Source organism: Wolbachia endosymbiont (group B) of Lycaena phlaeas (assembly GCF_947251875.1).
In the GTDB taxonomy this organism is placed as follows: Bacteria; Pseudomonadota; Alphaproteobacteria; order Rickettsiales; family Anaplasmataceae; genus Wolbachia.
The window spans coordinates 32,775-53,032 of the sequence record NZ_OX366392.1; the positions used below are offsets into that span (position 1 = coordinate 32,775).

The following is a 20,258-nucleotide window of genomic DNA, read 5'->3' on the forward strand; positions in this document are numbered from 1 at the left end:
TATTTATAATTGATGGGAATTGAATATGGTACAAGGCGGTATAGCAAACCCACCCGATAGGGATAGATTCATTGAGAATTTAGTAAAGTGTATTAGAGAGAAGCCAGGTTTGGTAAGCAATTTGGAGGGCTTATTAAAAGATAGTGAAGAGTTTAAAAAGATAAATAAAGAATTTAAGGAGCTGACTACCGATAATATTATTGCACTATTGAAAAGCAAACAAAATTTATTGGATGGTGTAGTTAGAGATTTTAGAGAGAATAAAAAAGACTTAGAAGAACTTCTTGAACAAGTAAATAAAGTAAAAGGCATGGAGAAGGAGCTTGAAACTTTAGGCAACCAACTGTTAGCTCAAGGATTGATAAGTGGAGCAGCAGTTACAACACTAACAGGTGCACTAGCAGGTACATTAGCAATAGGGGGAGTGACTGGTGCATTAATTGTTGGCGGAGCAGCATTAGTAGGGTTTGTAGCACTAGTTGCTATAGCTGCTATTGGTTATGCTATATATCAGCATAGAGGTGAGATAAAAGAAGGAGCGATGAAAGCAGGAAAAGAAGTGAAAAGTTTTGTGAAAGATGTGATCGATAAATTACCTACGATTCAAGACAGAGAGAATAATTTTGAAAAGTTAATAAGCAATTTTATGGAAAAGAATCTTGAAGCTGGTGAAGGAAAAAGAACAATGTTTAGTAATGAAATAAAAATAATAAAAATGCTTAAAAATGAAGAGCAACGATCTGCTATACAAGAGTTAGTAGAGAATGGAACCATCAAAAATTTTTCAAAAGATGATATGACCAGACTTCTGAAAAAGGGCTTAAGTACTCATGAGGAAGATATGCAGAAATTGCCAAATTTGATGAAAAAATTTCTACCTAAAATTATGGCCATTGGTAGTGACATAAAAGAGGTAGAACAAAAAGTTAATGAGAAAGTTGCAGCAATGAAGCCAAGTTCTAAAGTGAAGGAGTCAAATTCTGAACAAGTTGATGGAAACAACATTGCAAAATAGAATTGATGCATTTGGGGAGCGTTTTAATGTATCTGTCTATCTTATTTTGCCACCCTGCTAAGCGGACACAAAAAATTACTTCCGCATATTTTAAATCTGATTATAATAACAATTAGAGATATTTATTGAGCTCAAAAATCTATCTCCGTCTGCAGACTTTTTTTATTAAACTCATAAAAAAAATGTAGCGTATCCTCTTCAGTGTATACTTAATTTCTGTCATATGTGCGCTGCATTTTTTTCTAATCTTTTTTACAGGGGGATTTTATGTCCAGAATTCCAGATATTTGACCTTTACTTTAGCTAATAAAAACCAACTGGTACCTGCGGTTTTTATAGCTACGTTTCTCAAACAAGTTTCAAATGAATAGATTTCTTGCATAACTGGAATTCAAAAGTTGATGTCATTCTAGCGCGTGACGCTAGAATCCAGTCCTTTTGTGCAAAAAACGTTGTAAAGTAACTTAGTTGGATCCCAGTGTCAGCTACTCTGATGACAAGACAGGTTTCAATATTTGCATGCATCTAAACAGATAAGCAATTACTATCAGAAAGAGGTAGACTATGCTACTCCTTTCTATCCGTTTTCTTGAGCAACCTGCTTTCAAGTCTAACACACATCTCAGTAATTATAATATCCAATTTTTGATCGTGTTTTTCCACAGGTAAATTTTTACAATATTGCTTCTCATAGGCTACACCTATAAATATTTTTCCAAGTGGCCGTAATTTTTTTATCATTTCATCATACCAACCACCGCCAAAACCTAACCTATTAAAATGATCATCAAAAGCAATAACAGGAGTAATGATTGTATCGGGGATTATATCTTCATCTGCTTTATTCCATTCCTCAAATTTTAATAACTTGTTTTTATTAGGGACTGCTACTTTATAATCTAAATCGAGTAAACGATGCATCAAAGGCACAACATTAATTTCTCCGTCTGTTGGAATGTACGCTGCTATTGTTTTACCTTTAACGTAGCTTAAGTTCTGATTAAAGAGATTAATAAGGGAACTTGCTGCATAACTGGAATAACTTTCATCAATATCTCTTCTTATGGTTCTATATTGCTTCCTTAGTTCCTCTTTGTGCTGTTTAGTGTCTTTGAACATGTTCTATCCATTTTGCAGTGAGCTTTTCTTGTAAACTATTTTGCTTCAAGCGCTCACTTAAAAAATCAAAGTCAACAAGCTCCATATCCTGGTCTTGATTACTGCAACTATAAACAAAACTTATTTCTCCTGTTTCCTTATTTATGTGTTGCTGAATACATTGAGCGCAGATTTCTTTCATCATGCACTGCATAGGAGAGTTAACTGATGATATTGCTATGTGTTTTGGTTTTAGATATGGCTTTAAAATTGTTTTTCTAGCTTCATTTATAGCTTTCATCATTTTATCAGAACCAATAGTGATGATTTTATCTATAGTGTTTAAACTAATAGTAATTTTACCTAACTTTCCTTGCTGATATGAGATTATTGCATCAACTATATTACCATGAAAGGATTTATCCTGTTCTCTGCTTGTTTCTATCAATCCTTCTTCACATGCCCAAATTACTGCACTTGATGCACGTTCTATCAGTGCTCGTTTAAATACATCACTTAATTTTTTATAGCCAGCGAAATATAAAACCTTATGATTGTTTTCAAGACATGCCTTCCCTATCGAAAATAACACTGCATTTCCAACTCCACCGCCAATGAGCATTATATTCTTCATAAACTTTTTATGGAGTAGAAAACCTCTCTAACTTCAATTAAACTGATAATTAACAGCTGCATTTTTACGCATATTATCCAATAACAGGTTGCTTTGTATCATAATCTTTTGTTGATACATTTCCTGTTTGATTGCTTCTATATCCATTGCATTATTTTTGATATCACATAACATCATCAACTTTGCAGTGCTATTTTCTCTTAATTCTACTATTTCATTCATATTTGTTTTACTAAATAAAATCTGTAAATCAGGATTTAAATTTCGCATTTTTATTTCAAACTCTTTTACGCTTGGCAACTTGAAATCATCTGCTAACTTGTCAAAATTTAAACAACTGACCTTTTGCTCCTTAAAACTAGAGAGTAAACTTTCTGAACCTTCAACTACAACCTGTTTCAGTTTTAAAGTACTTTTCAGCATTGTATGATTAAGCTGTACTTTATCTATGACTTTTATAACAGAGTAACCTTCGCTTAAACTAACCGGACCTGCTACATCACTGATTTCTAATCCTTCCAAAACGTCCTTGAGTTTACCTTTTAGCTGACTTAAATTAACGGTTGCTTTGCTCATCTTTATTGAAGATTCTGGATTATTACTGGTACGTAATTTTTTTACTAAGTCTTCAGCTATCTTCTGATCGGGAATTATGAACTCCTGAAACGTAATAAGGTAATCAGACTTCTCTTTTTGCTTTCTTGCATCATCCACTTCTTGATCGCTGATATTAATAAGCGGTACAACTCCTACTTCAATAATCTTGTTCCACAGCAGCTGACACTTTATTTGTTTTTTTAGGGTATTGAGATCTATATTATGCTTTTTTACGTATTGATCAACTTCATCAGCCTTAAGTTTTAAACTTTGAGTTAAGAATAACGTGACAGCATTATTTAACTCCTCGTTACTCAATTCTATATTCATCTTCTGTGCTTCGCTGACAATGATAATTTCGTCTATTAACTGTCTTAGAATTTGAGATTTTACCTCTTTTTGATTAATCTTCTGAGTGCCAAGCAATGAATTTATGAAGTTTATACGTCTTTCGATATCTAAATTTGAAATTGGCTCACCATTTACATCTGCAACAATTTCAATCTCAGTTGCAAGTAACCTAAGCGGCAGCATTATTAATATCAAAATTAGTATTTTATGCATATAAAATTATTTAGCTAATAACTAATTCTATAATAAATACTGAATAAACGCTAGCTAACTTTTTAATAATTAAAAAAGAGGGTGAAATTACTGTAATGAATACCTAAACAATAATATACGGAAGGAGAGGGATTCGAACCCTCGATACGACTTTTCAATCGTATAACGGTTTAGCAAACCGCCGCCTTCAGCCGCTCGGCCACCCTTCCAAATTATTACTATAATATCAAGACCTTTACTGCCTGTCTAATGCTTTTAATTGCAATATTTGTATCTGTCCAGATGCATGCAAATATTGAAACCTGTCTTGTCATCAGAGTAGCTGACACTGGGATCCAACCAAGTTACTTTACAACGTTTTTTGTGCGAAAGGACTGGATCCCAGTGTCAAGCACTGGGATGACACCATTTGTTGTAAACTCACTTTTACTCTATGGTTATACTACCTTACCGCTATCCTGAACGGATACCAATATTTACCCATTAAAAACAACAACATTTTTCCGAATAACTGTAATTTAAGGCTAAATCAACGCAAACTAATTTCTACTTTTTTCAATGATTTCTTTTGCTTTTTCCACATTAGCCCATTCTCCAACTGTCACCGTTTTTCCCTTTTCTAAATCTTTATAATGAGAAAAGAAATGAGCTATTTTATCTAGTAAGTTTTTAGATAAATCAGAATAGTTTTTTATATTGTCATAATAGCTATCAACACTGGAGATAGGTACAGCTAATATTTTTTCATCCTCTCCTTTCTCGTCTTTGGTAAGTAATGCACCTACTGGACGCACCGATATCAAAACTCCAGGCGCTAAAGGAAATTGAGTTAGCACCAAAACATCCGCAGGGTCACCATCACCTGCGCAGGTATTTGGTATAAACCCATAATTGCAAGGATAAGTCATTGAGGTAGACAAAAATCTGTCAACTTGTAACAACCCAAGCTCTTTATTAAATTCATACTTTACAGGCTCAGCATTTGCACTTATTTCAATTACTACATTTATTTCATCTGGTTTTGTTGTTACTTTGCTTAAATCCATGGATTACCTCGTTATTCAAGAGAAGATATTATATAGCATACACTTTAAAAGTGCTACATTTATCATTCATAAGTAGAGATTCATGATTGAATAGGACCATTTGCAAAACTGTTAATAGTTGTATCATTGATCGTTGAATGTGGCGGTTCTTGAGGTGATTTTAGTAGTTGAAATAAAGCATATACTATTACGATAGTAAGTACTGCAGCAACTATGAAATTGATGAGATTATTTTGTGGCAAAATATTTGTTATTGAGTTGAATAACTTTTGCTCCATAAAGAAATAATCAGCAGTATATAATCCAATAGACAATATAAACATACCTAAAGCTAATTTACAAAATGTGTTTTTATGATTTTTGTTTTTTTTGTTACTGATACTAGAGTTTAGTCTGCATTCACTTTGTGGCACTGAGTAATACGTATTCTCAGGGTTTGTTACTAATTGTTCAAATGCATCACTATTTTGGTTTTTTAGTAGTTGCTCTAGAGTACGTTTGATATTTTTAGGATATAGAGAATCTTGACTGTCTTGCTCTCTTGCAGCTGTAAATGTCCCGTTCAATTCACTTATACCTCTATAATTAAGTGTATACTTGGTGAATCCATTTCTATACGGTAACTCAATTTTTCTTAATACCTTTATTAACTGTAAGATGTAACTGTAATACAGTGGTGTGTTGATTACTCTAGCTTTCTCATTAATATATTGATTGAGTGATAAAATATCTCCATTTCCAGTACATGTAGAAAATATACCATAACTAGAAAATAGTAATGCTATGTCTTTATCTATTTTTATACTGTGAATCGAGTAATAATGATTTATTACCTCTTTACATAAGCTAAACTCTTTATCAAATTCATTTGCATAGCTTATTTTGAGTAACTTTTTAATATTATTGAGTACTTGTTTCTCAAAGTCATCATTATTGTTAAATAGAGCTTCACCTTTCGGATTTGCTAGAATATTAAAAAGCTTTAGTTTTTTTTGATCTTCTGTCAATTCTACTTGATCTACAATTTCCCTTAGCAGTTTCTTCGAAGTGTCACAAAGAGTAGGTATTTTTTTACTTTCAACTGCAGCATATATTTTATCAATTACTTCTTGAGTATTGAACTGAGCATTTTCTGCAAGAACTCTATAAGCTTGAACATAAATTAAAAACAATCCTTGTAGACTAAATTTTAAGTTAAAATATTTATCTAATGGCTCTTGTTCTTTTTTATTAATGAATTCGAATAGACCTATATGATTTCTGCAATCCATGCAATGATGTAAGTCAGCATGTTGAAAACTGCCCAAACGAATAAATGCGGCTTCTAGTAAATTGCCCTTACCAACAATTTTTATTAACTCTTCAACTTCTTTAACCATCCCTCTAGTCCACAATATAATAATTATCTTTATAGTATAAAGAATATAGGATAAAACAGCAATAAATTTTATTGTATGTTTACATTCTGCATTAAAAAATTAAACCACCAAGTTAGGAGCATATCCAACCTCCACCTATAACTTGTTCGCCCTTATATGCTACACAGGCTTGACCTGGACTGATGCCAAAGTAATCGTCGTTTAAAATTACACAGGCTTTGTTCTTTTCGTCAGTTGAATATATTGTCGCTAAGCTTCCTGCATGTGATGACCTAAGCTTCACAGTTACTTCCATGCCTTCTTTTGGTTGTTCTAACCAATTTAACTCTTTGACCAATATCTTTTTTTGCATTAGAGCATTGATCGGGCCTACTACAACTTCATTATTTTCTGTATTAATTTTTATCACGTAAAGAGGCTCATTGTGTGCGATGCAGAGGCCTCTTCTCTGTCCCACTGTAAAATTTACTATGCCGCTGTGCTCACCTAGCACTTTTCCATGAATATCTACTATTTTACCTTTCTGCACAGATTGTGGAGCTAATTTAGCTATTGTTTTACTATAGCTTTCGGAAACAAAGCATATATCTTGACTATCCGGCTTTTCAGAAATTTGTAAGCCAAAATACTTTGCTAATTTTCTTATATCACTTTTATAGAACCCACCTAATGGAAATCGCAAAAGCTTTAACTGCTCCTCAGTAGTTGCAAACAAAAAATAACTTTGATCTTTACTTTTATCAATACTTCTGCACAACTTTACCTCACCATTTTCTTCTAATCTTCTTACGTAATGTCCTGTTACGAGCACATCCGCACCAAGATTTTTTGTAACTTGCAATAGATCGCGAAATTTTACTGTTTGGTTACACCTTACGCACGGTATGGGAGTTTCTCCACGCATATAGGTATTTGCAAAATCCTCTATTACTTCCTTTTTGAATATTTCCTCGTAGTTTAAAATATAGTGGGGAAAGCCAACACTTTCAGCCACGTATTTGGCATCATAAATATCCTGTCCAGCGCAGCATGCACCCTTTCTCGCATTACCATCACTGCCATAGAGCTGAAGAGTCACACCTATCACTTCGTACCCAAGGTTATACAGCAGTGCTGCAGCAACGGAGCTATCAACTCCCCCGGACATTGCAACAATAGCCTTAGTTTGATGCGGAGCTTTATCTTTTAATAAAGGTTCAATTTCAAATTCTTTTAGCATATAATTTATAAACACAAACCTGTGTCAAGCACTGGAATCCAGTTTCTATTACACAATTTCATCGAAACAGCATACTTATTTGTAGTCAAGTTCCAGTGTCAAGCGCTGGGATGACACCCCTTCCTGCTGGAAGTTGCCTTTAAATTACTTGGTGCGTGACACTGGGATCTCATTTATATTACATAATTCCATCAAAACAATTCGATCTTCAAAAACAATTTAATCTTGCTTGAATAAAACATGGCCAAAATAGTCCATGTTTTCAAGTACTTTTCCGCTACCCAGGGCAACACAACAAAGTGGATCATCTGCAACACGAACTGGTAATTTTGTTGTTTCACTAATAACTTTACTCAAGTTGCGCAATAACCCACCTCCACCAGATAAAATTATTCCTCTATCAACTATATCAGAAGAAAGTTCGGGTGGAGTACTCTCCAGTGCAGTTCTAATAGCAGAAATTATCTGATGTACAGGCTCTATTAGGCTCTCTGCAACTTGATATTCTGATAAAAGCATTTCTTTTGGCATACCACTCACTAAATCCCTGCCTTTAATTATCATTCCCTCTTTGTTGTTTTCAACTGGCAGACTGGCTGAACCGACGTTTTTCTTAATTTTTTCAGCAGTTGTTTCGCCAATCAATAACTTATGATTTTCACGAATGTATGACTTTATTGCCTCATCCATAATATCACCACCTACTCTGGCAGAACGTGAATAAACAATTCCACCTAAAGAAATAATTGCAACTTCAGTTGTACCACCTCCTATGTCAACAATCATAGAACCTTCAGGTTCGGTAACTGGAAGTCCAGCCCCAATTGCTGCAGCCATTGGTTCTTCAATTAAGAATACTTCATTTGCACCAGCACTTTCTGCTGCATCTTGTATAGCACGCCTTTCAACTGGGGTAGATCCAGATGGAACACATATGATAATACTAGGCTTATTAACAGTGAATCTTGTGTTTGCGCTGCGTATGAAATATTTTAACATTTCTTCCGCGCTTTTAAAATCAGCAATAACTCCGTCTTTCAAGGGCCTTATCGCTTCTATTTCTCCAGGTGTTTTTCCGAGCATCATCTTAGCTTTTTTGCCAAAAGCATAAGGAACGTAACTTCCTTTTTCTTTTACTCTTGCTACAACTGAGGGTTCATCAAGCACTATCCCCTGATTTTTCTGATAAACTAAAGTATTTGCAGTACCAAGATCTATAGCAATATCGCTAGCAAATAAACCTTTGAAAGTAAAAAAATTTCTGATTAAATTCTGAACAAAACTCATACACAACTCAAGAAAACCATTTATTGAGACAAATTATACTTTTCAGATAAGTAACTAGTGTAGCACTCAATATCTAAATCCCTACCTGTTACCTTTTTTAGCTGTTCCAAAAAGCCATAATTTGCACTATATACATTTTTAGAGAACCAATCGATAAGTAAACTGAAATCTCCTTTTACTATAGAATCTAAAAATTCGTAATGATTTTTCTTAATGAAAGAAAAAAACTGCACAGCAGCGATTAACGCTATGACTTTAATAGGAAAGTAGCCTATAACACCACTTATCCAATACTCATCTTGAAAATAAGTGTCTAGCTCATTTTTAGCTTTTACTGAAATCTTGTAATGCTTCATACCTTCCAGCCATTTATCGTGTAGATCTTTAACTTCTAACGTACCATTTATTAGATCTTGTTCTAATTTAGTTCTTAGCATAATGTGAGCCAATAAACTAAATTCATCCGCATTCTTCAAAAAAGATGAAAGATTTACTTTATTGAAAATCAAATACAAATTTTCAACACTACTATTAATTTTGCCTTTTGTAGAAAGTTTCTCCTTTATGTGTGGTTGAATGAACTCAATAAATTCTCTCGATGTTCCAATGATCTTTTCCATGAATAACCCTTGAGTTTCATACATAATATGTTTTGTAATTGAGCTCTTTATAGAATTTTGCGCTAAACATTTTTGATGAATTGCATAACCAGTATGCCGTAAAAGTAAAAATAAACCATAACAAAGGTCAGATTCATCATAATCGATAGAATCGTAATAAGAAATGGAAATCTCATTTGGTGTAACACTCATTTGCTGTAAGAATAAGGAACCAAGTTCAATCTGTCTCTGAACCGTAACTTTTTGTATATTAGTAACCTTATCCTTCTTCTGCTTTTGAGTTACTTTCTCTACATTTTCACTAAAAAATTTACCTAGCTTAGGAAATATTTCCTTTATGTTCTTTTCTGTGATATTAGAGTCATAGTCAGCAAGCAATGACTCATAGTTTGAGCGCTTTAATTGCTGCGATTTTATAGAAGCTGCTTCACGAGTAAGCTTAATTAGGTTAGTAAAGCATTCTTTCAGCTTTTCTAAGTTACTAATTTCAGAATTAGTTAGCCTCCATAAGTTTTGGCATTCAATCTTAGCTTTGGACAAAGATTTTACTAAATCAACAGGAATAGCACTGCTGCTTTTGTGTATCCCCTCTATTAACTTTAGCTGCTGAATATTAGCACTCTTTTTATTCCTAAGAGCATTCGCTAATGATTCCTTTATTGCATCATGAGAGATAATTTCATGTCTGATTTCCTCTAGAAGACACATTTGTTCAACTTTGTCCTCTACATTCAATTGGCTTTTGCTTAGTAGTTTTAGTGTGTTTTCGATATTCCTTACCTTATGTAATACTTCCTCTAAAAACTTATAAGATCTCATTTTTATTCATTGCTTTGAAACATCTGCTTAATATCGTAATAGATTAATAATAAAGTTAAAAGTATATTTGCTTAAAGTACAATAAAAAATTGTATTTTTATTCTTTTATTGTACTTCATTGCTAAGAATTGAGCATCTTATCAGAAAATTAATTATAAGATTGTAAAGAAAACATTTAGTATTTTATTTCCCTTGACTCTATTCTAGTATAGAGGGATTATTAGTACTAAAATTAAAATTACGCACTATATTTTAAATTTATGGAGGTTTAGTGATGTGGAGTAGACTGATTATAATGTGTTGTTTTTGTTTACTGCTTACTGGTGTAAGTTCTTGCCCTAAAAAAGGAGTAAATACGACAAATAAAATGAATGCTGTTGTTAAGCAGATAGGTGATAAAAGAGTTTTCTTTGGTTATGATGAATCTAGTATCAGTGAAGTGAGTGCAGATGCATTACTTGACGTGATGGAAGTGTTACAAAATAATCCTGACGCAAAGGTCACTTTAACTGGTCATACTGACAATCGTGGTTCTCACGAGTATAATCTTGCACTAGGAGCTAGAAGAGCAGATGCAGCTAAAAAATTTATGGTCAGCTGTACACCTTATCTAGAAAATAGAATAAAAACTGCTTCTAAAGGTGAAACTGAGCCTTTGGTTAATGTAAAAGATGATTCTAGAAATTCTAAATATGAAAAAGAGCATGCTAAAAATCGTAGAGTGGAATTTTCATTTTCTGGAATAAAGAAGTAGTTTCTTGCATTAAAACCTGGATCCCAGTGTCAAGCACTGGGATGACAAAAGAGAGCAATTCCGCTGCTTGTTAGCGGGATCTATATATACCACAAATAAGTCGCTGTATGACGTAGAGACTATCTGGCCATCAAGAAACATAATGAAATTAGAGTTATTATTTCAAAATATAGCTAATAGTTTTGCTTTCCATAACCAAATCGCAGTTGCAGTATCAGGTGGTGTAGATAGTATAGTCTTACTGCATTTAATGACTAACTGGGCAAAAAAAAACAAGCTTTCACTTCCTATAGCATTAACAGTAAATCATGGGTTACGTTCAGAGTCTCAAAAAGAAGCTGATTTTATTATAAGTTATGCAAAAGAACTTGGAGCAAAGGAATCGTTCATATTAAATTGGGAGAAGCAAAATATTAAAGGTAATATTCAGTTACAGGCACGAAAAGCACGATATAAGTTACTAGCAGAGTGGTGTAAAAACAATAATGTTAAATGTTTGCTCGTTGCTCATCACAAAGATGATCAAGCAGAAACGTTCTTATTAAGATTGGAGCGAGGTAGTGGAGTAGATGGATTATCATCAATGGATTACAAATCTTTCTTAAATGGTATTTATATATTTAGGCCGTTGTTAAATTTTAGTCGTAGTGAAATAGAAAGGTATGCTAAGCTTCATCAGTTAAGATGGATCGAAGATAGAAGCAATTATGACTTAAAATACAGACGAACTTTATACCGTAACTTACTTAAAGCAAGTGATAATCAAGATGTTCTAACAGAGCGAATATGCCTTACAGCACTTCATATGAAAAGAGCTGCAAAAGCGTTGATGCACTACACACGCCTTGCATTTGATGATTGTGTTAATGTTCATGATTTTGGTTATATTGAAATTAAACTAAGTGAATTTTATCAATTGCCAGAGGAAATAGCCTTGAGGCTTCTTCTTTACTCTATAATGGCAATTGCCAGCAAACATTATAAACCAAGGTACAACAGCCTTATCGTAATATTTAATAAAATATTGCAAAAGGGTAGTAATGTTAACTGTACACTTTCTGGGTGCAAAATAAGAAAATATGGAGAAAATATCTTAATAATTAGAGAATCGTCAAAGATACAAGAAATTACTGTACACTTACCATTAAATGGTTCTATTGAATGGGATAACAGGTTTAGCTGCACAATATTTGGAGATCAGGAGTGTTCAGTAACTATTGCTCCACTAAAGAAAACACAAAAAATCCCTGAATTTCTAAAAAATTATGATTATTGCTCTGAAGTTTACTATTCTTTGCCTACAGTACAAAAAGATGGAAAGATGCTTGCTTATCCTGATGTAAATTATAACGGAAAAAATACCGATGATGATAAGGTTCGATTCATTATTAATAGCACGATAAAACAAAATTTGGTAAGCTTGATTAGTATTTAATTAGAAATGTAAATGAAAAAATTTTTAGAAGGCTTATTGATCTGGTTAGTGATTATTGTTCTTATTTCAGTTGCTTATATTCAATTTAGCGGAAGTATAGGTAAGAGTAAAACAACCATACCTTTTTCAGAATTTTTAACTAGACTAGAAGATAATGATATAGAAAATATTACAATAAGAAACCAAAGCATCGAAGGGAAGTTTAGGGATGGGTCAGCCTTTAACTCAAGTGGTGTTATATATAGTGACTTAATAAAAAGTTTGCATGATAGGAAAGTGAAGTTCTCCTTTTCAATTGGAGACTCTGCAATAGGTATAATTGGTGGATTACTTATTCAATGGGTTCCGACGCTTATCTTTATCGGTTTATTACTTTTCCTTTTTAAACAAACGCAAGCAGGAGGTAATAGAACTATAAGCTTTGGCAAATCAAAAGCTAGGCTTATGACTACTGGAAAAAAAGTGACATTTGATGATGTTGCTGGGATTGATGAAGCAAAAGAAGAGTTGGTTGAAATTGTTGATTTTCTTAAACAAAGGCAAAAATTTCAAGTGTTAGGTGGGAAGATACCAAAAGGATGTCTTTTAATTGGTTCCCCTGGAACTGGTAAAACTCTACTTGCTCGTGCAATTGCAGGTGAAGCTAATGTACCGTTTTTTAGTATTTCTGGATCTGATTTCGTTGAAATGTTTGTCGGTGTTGGTGCAAGCCGTGTCCGGGATATGTTTGATCAAGGCAAGAAAAATGCTCCTTGTATAATTTTCATAGACGAAATAGATGCAGTAGGTAGGCATCGCGGCATTGGTCTTGGTGGCGGTAACGACGAAAGGGAACAAACATTAAACCAGTTACTGGTTGAGATGGATGGTTTCGAGTCTAATGAAGGTGTGATAATAGTTGCTGCAACTAACCGTCCAGACGTCCTAGATCCAGCACTACTTAGACCTGGTCGTTTTGACCGACAGATTACTATTTCTTTACCTGATATAAATGGGCGTGAGAGAATATTAAATACGCATATAAAGAAAATATCGATAGCACCAGATGTAAACGTAAAAACAGTTGCGAGGGGAACGCCAGGTTTTTCAGGGGCTGATCTAGCAAATTTAGTGAATGAGTCTGCGCTTATTGCTGCAAGAAGAAATAAGAAAATTGTTACCATGGATGATTTTGAGTATGCACGTGATAAAGTGATGATGGGCATGGAAAGAAGGTCCTTAGTCATTACAGAAGAAGAAAAAAAGCTTACTGCTTACCATGAAGCTGGTCATGCAGTAGTTGCAGTTAATATGCCTGCTTCTGATCCTATACACAAAGCAACAATTATTCCACGTGGTAGAGCACTCGGTTTAGTTATGAGACTACCAGAAACAGATAGAGTGTCCCTCACAAGAGAAAAGATGCTAGCAGATATAACTGTTGCAATGGGTGGACGTGTGGCAGAAGAGCTAATTTTTGGCTATGATAAAGTCACAAGCGGCGCATCTTCAGATATAAAACTAGCATCAGATTTATCACGTGCTATGGTGACAAAATGGGGAATGAGTGACAAAATAGGGCCAATATATCACAATCGTGAACAAATCACACATGATTCTGAGACAATTTCTGAAGATACGTTAAGACTTATAGATGAGGAAATAAAGAAAGTTGTATTTTCTTGCTATGAAAAAGCAAAAGACATTTTAACCAAGCGTAGGAAAGACTTGGAGCTCATTGCTGAAAATCTACTGGAGTTTGAAACTTTAACAGGAGATGAAATAAGAGACATATTAAGTGGAAAAAAAATTGTTAGAAATGAAAATGAAGGTAAGGAAGAGGTAAGGAGATCCTCTCTCTAATCAGATCTGGCTTTATTTAACCGCTAAAACAAAAATTTTTAATTAATTAGCTTAAGTTATAAGATCATAGTTAAGCCGATGTATTTTATAAATGGACTTTTTTGAACATTCTTCCAATTTTTTTCTAAATAACTCTTTGCCTATTTAAATAAGTATGTTCAGTATTAGAGCTTTCCAGACCGCTACTAGGAGAAAGATTAGGTTCTTGACCTTTAAACATCTCTATTAGCTTTAATACAGGAGCAGTTCCTGCTACAATAGCTCCTATAACAGCAGTAGCACCCATGATGAGAAGAATCGGTTCTGCAGTGGTGATTACACAAAGCTCAATACATAAACCAGCAATGACCATACCAACCATTATACCAATGAAAGCACCTACAATTATGGATGAAACTACACCAATTAATTCTCCTATTTTTGAACTAAGTGGTACTTCTCTTTCACGTCTAATACGCCTAATATAGCGTGACCTCATTTGTCCTCTCATTATTACATTTTCATCCCTGTTTCCAAAGAGATTCAATGACGCTTCTCTTTCTCTAATAAAATTTGGCCGCATTTGTTGTTCTCTTGCCCTTCTTCGCTCTCTCATTATTATGTTTTCCTCAAAGAGGTTTAGTGGTACTTCTCTCTCACCTCTAATTCTAACATGATTTAGCTGTGCTTGTTCTACTAATAACCTTATTGTACTTTTTATTTCATTTAGCGGTGCTCTTCCTCCAATATCCTTAATTGCCTTCTCAAATTTTAATAGCGACTTGTTATTTAGTCTGACATTATTCTGAGAATCACAAACAATAACCCAATCTAAAATTGGCTTTTTTTGACCACCATACTCTATATAATCATTAATGTGTTCCTTTAGTTTTTTAATTATCTCTACTGCTCTTGTTTCCATAGCTTCTATGGCGCTATCTTCACTTTCTATGAGTATATTGAAAACAATTCCTAATAACTCCTGTTGTAAATCCTTTCCTTCTTTAATATTCATAATTAGCCTCAACTTTTATATGCTATTTTGCCAAAATAATTTTACCAAATAAGTAATATATATACAATAATTCTCGTTTAAAAATTTTTTTACATTGGCTTATCTCAGTTATGTTTTAGGATGTAAAAGCTTCTTACTTTAATAATTTATTAAAGTAAACCATATATGGATTGCTATTTAGGAGCAGCTGTTGTACTTTAATCAGAAAGTACAGTAATGTAAGAAGGAGGTACTTTATGTCTTTAAAAAATGAAATTTCTGAATTGATAGAGCAACAGCTTGGCATTAAATATCATGACAATTGCTTAGCTTACACTATCCATAATTCGGCTGCAGGTGAAATATCCGATTCTATTGCTCTTTGCATAGTTGGCTGTGGCGATTGTGAGATTAAGTATCAAGGTATTGCTAATTCATTTAACATAACGAAAGAAGAAATTAACCAAAGTAATATAGAAAGCATAAAAAATAAGATAGAAAGTGAAGCTAGAAAAGAAGGTAGTGAATTTTCCGAGTTGATTTCTAGAATGGATCAATCGCTGAAAGAACAAAGTGAAAAGTCTATTATACAGATTTTAAATTCATCTGCTGAAGAGATGTTAAGGAGTTTTTGTGGTAGTTCTATACAGAGAACAGAGGATAAAGAAGTTAGTCTGTCCTCTGCTTCACATGAAGAGCCTGCTACAGAAGATTCGGAAACTACTATTAATTCTGATCTTTTATCAATTTAACCAGCTCCTCATATAAATTTTTTCTGTACCCAAGCTATATGTTTGTGAGAGGATAGTAAGCACTACATTTTTCTATTTCCATTATAACAGATTCGTCTATTTTCATGATGATCTTACTATTTGTACTCTGTCTAGGACTAAGCAATAGAAATAGTAGGATAACAGTAGTCAACCAAGATTCCAGCATCACGTACTAGGATGATATAAGTATCATAATTTACGATTAGATTGACATAGGGTAAAGAGTAAATTAAAAGTTAAATAGATCTTTTAATACAGAATAAATGCCTATAGAAATATTGATGCCTGCTCTTTCCCCAACAATGAGTAAAACTGGAGGAAAAATTGTAAAGTGGTGTAAAAAAGAACAAGATAAAGTTGAAATAGGTGATGTAATCGCTGAAATTGAGACTGATAAAGCCATAATGGAGTTTGAATCTGTCGATGAAGGAGTTTTGGCAAAAATTTTAGTGTCGGAAGGAACAAGTGGCGTGCCTGTAAATCAACTGATAGCTCTAATGTTAGAGGAAGGGGAAGATAAAAGCGCACTTGATTTAGCTTCTGCCATCAATACCAAGGTTGAGAAGGAGGTTGAAGCCGATTTTTCAGTATCATCCAACCCTTCGATTTCATCTAGCTCTTTAATGTCATCCCAGTGCGTGACACTGGGATCTAAAAAAGAGGATAGAGCAACAGAAAATAGAATAAAAGTAAGCCCCTTAGCTAAAAAAATAGCTCAAAATGAAGGTGTTGATATAAAGCGATTAAAAGGTACAGGTCCATATGGTCGTATCATCAAAGCTGATGTATTAGAATTTTTAGATCAAACTAAAAGCTATGAGAGATTTGAGGAAAATACAACAGTTGAAGTAAGTAATATGCGCCAAGTGATAGCGCAGCGCCTAGTTGAATCTAAGCAAAATATTCCACACTTTTATTTAACTGTAGACTGCCACGTTGATAAGCTAATATCGCTCAAAAATGAGGTTAATTCAGCAAATGAGAACAATAAAGTAACAATTAATGACTTAATTATAAAAGCTGTGGCTTTCAGCATGAAAAAATTTCCTGATATAAACTCATCGTGGATAGATACTAAAATAGTAAGATACTCAAATATAGATATCTCAATTGCTGTAGCGCTTGAGGATGGACTGATTACTCCTATAGTAAAAAATGCTGATGAAAAAAGTGTTTTATCTATATCAAAAGAAGTGAAAGATTTAGTAAATAGAGCAAGATCTGGAAAATTAAGGCCTGAAGAATTTCAAGGAGGAGGGTTTACCATTTCTAATTTAGGCATGTTTGGTATAAAAACTTTCAGTGCTATAATCAATCCACCACAGTCTTGCATTATGGCTGTCGGCGCATCTAAAAAACAACCAGTTGTCATAAGTGAAAAAATAGAGATAGCAGAGGTAATGACAGTTACTCTCTCTGTTGACCACAGAGCAGTTGATGGAGCACTCGGAGCAAAATTTTTAAATGCCTTTAAGTACTATATAGAAAACCCTACGGTGATGCTTCTTGAGCCTTTATTATTATAATAAAATTAATACCTCTTAGTTTATACTTTTATTAGTTAATAGGTTTAGAGGTAAAATATGACTTATAAAAAGATAGAAAAACGTAGTATATCTTTTGATGCTACAAAATCAAAATTTTCAAACGATAGGTTTCAAATAGATTCCTCATCTAATGAGTCAATAGATACCATTGGTAAAAAATTTAAGTATGAAGTGAAACTTCCAGGTGTTATTCACACTACAACAAGAAAAAATAATGTTGGAAGCGGATTAAATGAGTTGGATCTAAGAAAGAAAAATGAAAACTCTTTCAAGACACCAATAAAGAATATTGAAGAATCAGATAGTAAGAGAAACCAAAGTCATTTGCTGTTTCAGGAGGACTCATTTCCAGAACTACCAGCATGTGCATATAAGCCAGCACTGCTGCCAAAACCATCAAAAGAAAAAATAAAGGAAGCTGTAGATAAAATGCGCAATAATAGAAAAGCTCATAATTCTGCAAGTGTTGAAAATGGTGTTAGTTCAGACAGGTTCAAAGTGCGCCCGTTCTTATGTAGTGATATAGATGGATATGTAGCTCCTGACAAACGTGACCGTAATCTAGAAAGGTGTAGGGTTACACATGATAGCAGTAAGCTTGAAGCACAAATGGAAAGAAAGCATGGGTTTCAATCAGATCCAAGTGTTAAGCATGTAAAGGCTGATACTGTAGTATGTTCTATTACTAAAGGTCATGACAAAAAAGGCGTTAAATCTGATGTCTCATATACACAAGAGCCTACATCAGAAATGTCTAAGGTTAATGTGAGAGAATTAGCAAATAGGTTCCGCGGCTAATCATTATTGGATTTTTCGAATAACAATTGCTTAAGATTTTATAAACTGTGCATATAGTACTCTATAAGAGAAAGAGAAGTGTGACAACTTCTCTCTTTCTTAACCACTTGCTGAAGAACGTTTATCTTCTGTGGCATCTGGTGATGGAGCAACTAATCTACTCAAAATCTCATCTTTTGGTCCCATAGCATAAATAACCCCATCTGACATGACGATCACTGTATTGACTACAGATAGTAGCTGTAGCTTATGAGTGATGATAACAGTGGTAGTATTTTGCTCTCTTGCAACATTGATTGCATTAATCAAGCGCGCCTCTCCATTACTGTCTAAGTTAGCATTCGGTTCATCAAGCACTAAAAGCTTAGTATTACCATAAAAAGCCCTTGCAAGTCCAAGAAGCTGTTTTTGGCCACCAGAGAGTATTACTCCTCCAGGTCCTCCTATTGTTGTATCATACCCATTTGGTAAGCTCAGTATTAATTCATGTATTCCTGCAATTTTTGCTGCTTTGATTATTTCTTCAGGATTTGGATCTGGTCTCATGCGGGCAATATTAGCTTTAACGCTCGTGTTAAATAACTCAATATCTTGAGGTAAGTAACCAACATAATTACCAAAGTTCTCTCGATTCCAAGTATATACATCAGCGCCATCTAGTCTGACTACACCTGATATGGGTTTCCAAACACCAACGGTTAGTTTTGCAATGGTCGACTTACCAGAAGCACTTGCACCAATAACACCAACAACATCCCCTGGTTCTATTACAAATGAGATTCCTTTTACTGTTGGCTTATTGCTCCCATAAGGAGTAAAAAATACCCTATCAAATTCCAACTTCCCTTCAGGCTCTGGTAGAGCCATAGTTTGCTCTCTTTTTGGGGATGTTAGGATAAGTCTTTGCAGCCTGCCATATGACATCTTGGCTTGATTTAAAAATTTCCAAGTATGAACTGCTGCATCAAATGGAGCCAATACTCTACCCATCAAAATCGAGGCAGCAATAATGCTACCGGCAGTTTTGTGAGCTGTGATTGCAAGTAATGCACCTGTTCCAATTACTGAAATTTGGAGAGTTGAACGTAAAAATTTAGTAATACCAGTAATTACATTAGAACGATTCTGCGCTGTAACTTGCATTGCACGATTTTGATCATTCCGTTTACACCAATCAGAAACTATAAATTCTGACATGCCCATAGCTTCAACCACCTCTGCGTTTCTTGTTGCAACATCTATAGCATTAATATTGCGTATAGTTTCTTCATTGGTTTCTCGCAATATACGCTTAGTGGCAAGTTCATTCCATACTGCCATTGAAACTAATATAATGATCCCGGCAATAGCTATAAACCCTGTAGAGGTATGTATCATAAAGATCACAACAAGGTAAATTAGCGACCATGGAGTATCGAACAGTGAAAATATACCATTTCCTGTAATGAAATTTTTTATTACTCCAAGATCTCGTATTGCTTCACCACTTGAAGTTGAGCTTTGTACTGATGTTAACCTGATTGACCTTACTATTAGATCTGGTGTTGCAGTTTTATCAATCCAATCACCAATTTTAGCCATAGCTAAATATCGACAAGTTTCAAGCATTGCAGAACATGCAAACGCAGATAAAGTAATAATCGTCAGCATAACTAGTGTTGACACACTCTCGCTCGATATCACTCGATCAAGTACCTGAGAGGTATAAAGTGGCAAAAATAACATTAACGCATTAATCCCTGAGCTAAACCAGAAAATGAACCAAAACGCACTCTTGCACTTCTCTAGACAAGTATATAGTATACTTTGCTTTAATTCCTTTTTTATTGACGGAGTGATTTCCACAATCTTCCTTTTA

Annotated in this window: 17 protein-coding genes and 1 tRNA gene; 7 read left to right on the forward strand and 11 right to left on the reverse strand. The window is 34.0% G+C overall.

Annotated features, from left to right (window positions below; all coding sequences use genetic code 11):
• Positions 1-25 precede the first annotated feature (25 nt).
• Positions 26-1,015 carry a glycine zipper family protein gene (locus OPR37_RS00180; protein WP_264684898.1) on the forward strand — a complete coding sequence of 330 codons (990 nt, stop codon included), beginning with the start codon at positions 26-28 and terminating at the stop codon, positions 1,013-1,015.
• A gap of 567 nt (positions 1,016-1,582) precedes the next feature.
• On the opposite strand, the gene OPR37_RS00185 is transcribed toward OPR37_RS00180, so the two are convergent.
• From OPR37_RS00185 to OPR37_RS00225, 9 genes are all read right to left on the reverse strand, one after another.
• Entirely contained in the window at positions 1,583-2,134 is a 552-nt protein-coding gene (locus OPR37_RS00185; protein ID WP_264684899.1) for a 5-formyltetrahydrofolate cyclo-ligase, read from the reverse strand.
• Complete coding sequence (locus OPR37_RS00190) at positions 2,118-2,747, reverse strand: ferredoxin reductase domain-containing protein (protein WP_019236782.1); 630 nt, start codon at positions 2,745-2,747, stop codon at positions 2,118-2,120. The genes OPR37_RS00185 and OPR37_RS00190 overlap by 17 nt, the downstream gene beginning before the upstream one ends.
• A gap of 33 nt (positions 2,748-2,780) precedes the next feature.
• Positions 2,781-3,908, reverse strand: a complete 1,128-nt coding sequence (locus tag OPR37_RS00195; RefSeq protein ID WP_264684900.1) for a SurA N-terminal domain-containing protein — start codon at positions 3,906-3,908, stop codon at positions 2,781-2,783.
• A 118-nt stretch (positions 3,909-4,026) separates the two neighbouring features.
• A tRNA-Ser gene (locus tag OPR37_RS00200) sits at positions 4,027-4,117 on the reverse strand.
• A gap of 330 nt (positions 4,118-4,447) precedes the next feature.
• The gene (ppa, locus tag OPR37_RS00205) at positions 4,448-4,954 is read right to left on the reverse strand and encodes an inorganic diphosphatase (RefSeq protein ID WP_019236780.1); all 507 of its coding nucleotides are present in this window, start codon (positions 4,952-4,954) and stop codon (positions 4,448-4,450) included.
• A gap of 80 nt (positions 4,955-5,034) precedes the next feature.
• The gene (locus tag OPR37_RS00210; RefSeq protein WP_012481917.1) at positions 5,035-6,333 is read right to left on the reverse strand and encodes a WD1261 family protein; all 1,299 of its coding nucleotides are present in this window, start codon (positions 6,331-6,333) and stop codon (positions 5,035-5,037) included.
• A 112-nt stretch (positions 6,334-6,445) separates the two neighbouring features.
• Positions 6,446-7,552 (reverse strand): tRNA 2-thiouridine(34) synthase MnmA, encoded by a 1,107-nt coding sequence (gene mnmA / locus OPR37_RS00215; RefSeq protein WP_019236778.1) that lies wholly within the window; start codon positions 7,550-7,552, stop codon positions 6,446-6,448.
• A gap of 219 nt (positions 7,553-7,771) precedes the next feature.
• Positions 7,772-8,839: a rod shape-determining protein gene (locus tag OPR37_RS00220; protein ID WP_019236777.1), complete on the reverse strand. Its 1,068-nt coding sequence runs from the start codon at positions 8,837-8,839 to the stop codon at positions 7,772-7,774.
• A 20-nt stretch (positions 8,840-8,859) separates the two neighbouring features.
• The gene (locus tag OPR37_RS00225; RefSeq protein ID WP_007302209.1) at positions 8,860-10,278 is read right to left on the reverse strand and encodes a gluzincin family metallopeptidase; all 1,419 of its coding nucleotides are present in this window, start codon (positions 10,276-10,278) and stop codon (positions 8,860-8,862) included.
• A gap of 274 nt (positions 10,279-10,552) precedes the next feature.
• Between OPR37_RS00225 and OPR37_RS00230 the strand changes: the two genes are divergently transcribed.
• From OPR37_RS00230 to ftsH, 3 genes are all read left to right on the forward strand, one after another.
• Complete coding sequence (locus OPR37_RS00230; protein WP_007302208.1) at positions 10,553-11,032, forward strand: OmpA family protein; 480 nt, start codon at positions 10,553-10,555, stop codon at positions 11,030-11,032.
• Positions 11,033-11,174: 142 nt separating this feature from the next.
• Positions 11,175-12,467: a tRNA lysidine(34) synthetase TilS gene (tilS, locus tag OPR37_RS00235; protein ID WP_007302207.1), complete on the forward strand. Its 1,293-nt coding sequence runs from the start codon at positions 11,175-11,177 to the stop codon at positions 12,465-12,467.
• 12 nt (positions 12,468-12,479) lie between these two features.
• Positions 12,480-14,309 carry an ATP-dependent zinc metalloprotease FtsH gene (gene ftsH, locus OPR37_RS00240; RefSeq protein WP_007302206.1) on the forward strand — a complete coding sequence of 610 codons (1,830 nt, stop codon included), beginning with the start codon at positions 12,480-12,482 and terminating at the stop codon, positions 14,307-14,309.
• Positions 14,310-14,433: 124 nt separating this feature from the next.
• Here ftsH and OPR37_RS00245 read toward each other — a convergent pair whose 3' ends face one another.
• Positions 14,434-15,303, reverse strand: coding sequence for a hypothetical protein (locus tag OPR37_RS00245; protein ID WP_019236774.1), 870 nt, complete (start codon positions 15,301-15,303; stop codon positions 14,434-14,436).
• A gap of 236 nt (positions 15,304-15,539) precedes the next feature.
• On the opposite strand from OPR37_RS00245, the gene OPR37_RS00250 reads away from it, so the two are divergent.
• The 3 genes from OPR37_RS00250 (at position 15,540) to OPR37_RS00260 (ending at position 18,400) form a co-directional block, all read left to right on the forward strand.
• A complete protein-coding gene (locus tag OPR37_RS00250; RefSeq protein WP_149168710.1) occupies positions 15,540-16,034 on the forward strand; it encodes a WBM0748 family T4SS-associated protein in 495 nt (164 codons plus the stop codon).
• Positions 16,035-16,318: 284 nt separating this feature from the next.
• Positions 16,319-17,581 carry a pyruvate dehydrogenase complex dihydrolipoamide acetyltransferase gene (locus OPR37_RS00255; RefSeq protein WP_007302203.1) on the forward strand — a complete coding sequence of 421 codons (1,263 nt, stop codon included), beginning with the start codon at positions 16,319-16,321 and terminating at the stop codon, positions 17,579-17,581.
• Positions 17,582-17,638: 57 nt separating this feature from the next.
• Positions 17,639-18,400, forward strand: coding sequence for a hypothetical protein (locus OPR37_RS00260; RefSeq protein WP_007302202.1), 762 nt, complete (start codon positions 17,639-17,641; stop codon positions 18,398-18,400).
• A gap of 99 nt (positions 18,401-18,499) precedes the next feature.
• Here the strand turns inward: OPR37_RS00260 and OPR37_RS00265 are convergent, their stop codons facing one another.
• A complete protein-coding gene (locus OPR37_RS00265; protein ID WP_017532259.1) occupies positions 18,500-20,245 on the reverse strand; it encodes a type I secretion system permease/ATPase in 1,746 nt (581 codons plus the stop codon).
• Positions 20,246-20,258 lie beyond the last annotated feature (13 nt).

What these genes read in the sequence shown, in the direction of transcription:
- OPR37_RS00220 (WP_019236777.1), bottom strand. Translation starts at nt 8,839, where the DNA reads ATGAGTTTTGTTCAGAATTTAATCAGAAATTTTTTTACTTTCAAAGGT.
- OPR37_RS00250 (WP_149168710.1), top strand. Translation starts at nt 15,540, where the DNA reads ATGTCTTTAAAAAATGAAATTTCTGAATTGATAGAGCAACAGCTTGGC.
- OPR37_RS00190 (WP_019236782.1), bottom strand. Translation starts at nt 2,747, where the DNA reads ATGAAGAATATAATGCTCATTGGCGGTGGAGTTGGAAATGCAGTGTTA.
- mnmA (WP_019236778.1), bottom strand. Translation starts at nt 7,552, where the DNA reads ATGCTAAAAGAATTTGAAATTGAACCTTTATTAAAAGATAAAGCTCCG.
- OPR37_RS00260 (WP_007302202.1), top strand. Translation starts at nt 17,639, where the DNA reads ATGACTTATAAAAAGATAGAAAAACGTAGTATATCTTTTGATGCTACA.
- tilS (WP_007302207.1), top strand. Translation starts at nt 11,175, where the DNA reads ATGAAATTAGAGTTATTATTTCAAAATATAGCTAATAGTTTTGCTTTC.
- OPR37_RS00255 (WP_007302203.1), top strand. Translation starts at nt 16,319, where the DNA reads ATGCCTATAGAAATATTGATGCCTGCTCTTTCCCCAACAATGAGTAAA.
- OPR37_RS00245 (WP_019236774.1), bottom strand. Translation starts at nt 15,303, where the DNA reads ATGAATATTAAAGAAGGAAAGGATTTACAACAGGAGTTATTAGGAATT.
- OPR37_RS00230 (WP_007302208.1), top strand. Translation starts at nt 10,553, where the DNA reads ATGTGGAGTAGACTGATTATAATGTGTTGTTTTTGTTTACTGCTTACT.
- OPR37_RS00210 (WP_012481917.1), bottom strand. Translation starts at nt 6,333, where the DNA reads ATGGTTAAAGAAGTTGAAGAGTTAATAAAAATTGTTGGTAAGGGCAAT.
- ppa (WP_019236780.1), bottom strand. Translation starts at nt 4,954, where the DNA reads ATGGATTTAAGCAAAGTAACAACAAAACCAGATGAAATAAATGTAGTA.
- OPR37_RS00225 (WP_007302209.1), bottom strand. Translation starts at nt 10,278, where the DNA reads ATGAGATCTTATAAGTTTTTAGAGGAAGTATTACATAAGGTAAGGAAT.
- OPR37_RS00195 (WP_264684900.1), bottom strand. Translation starts at nt 3,908, where the DNA reads ATGCATAAAATACTAATTTTGATATTAATAATGCTGCCGCTTAGGTTA.
- OPR37_RS00185 (WP_264684899.1), bottom strand. Translation starts at nt 2,134, where the DNA reads ATGTTCAAAGACACTAAACAGCACAAAGAGGAACTAAGGAAGCAATAT.
- ftsH (WP_007302206.1), top strand. Translation starts at nt 12,480, where the DNA reads ATGAAAAAATTTTTAGAAGGCTTATTGATCTGGTTAGTGATTATTGTT.
- OPR37_RS00180 (WP_264684898.1), top strand. Translation starts at nt 26, where the DNA reads ATGGTACAAGGCGGTATAGCAAACCCACCCGATAGGGATAGATTCATT.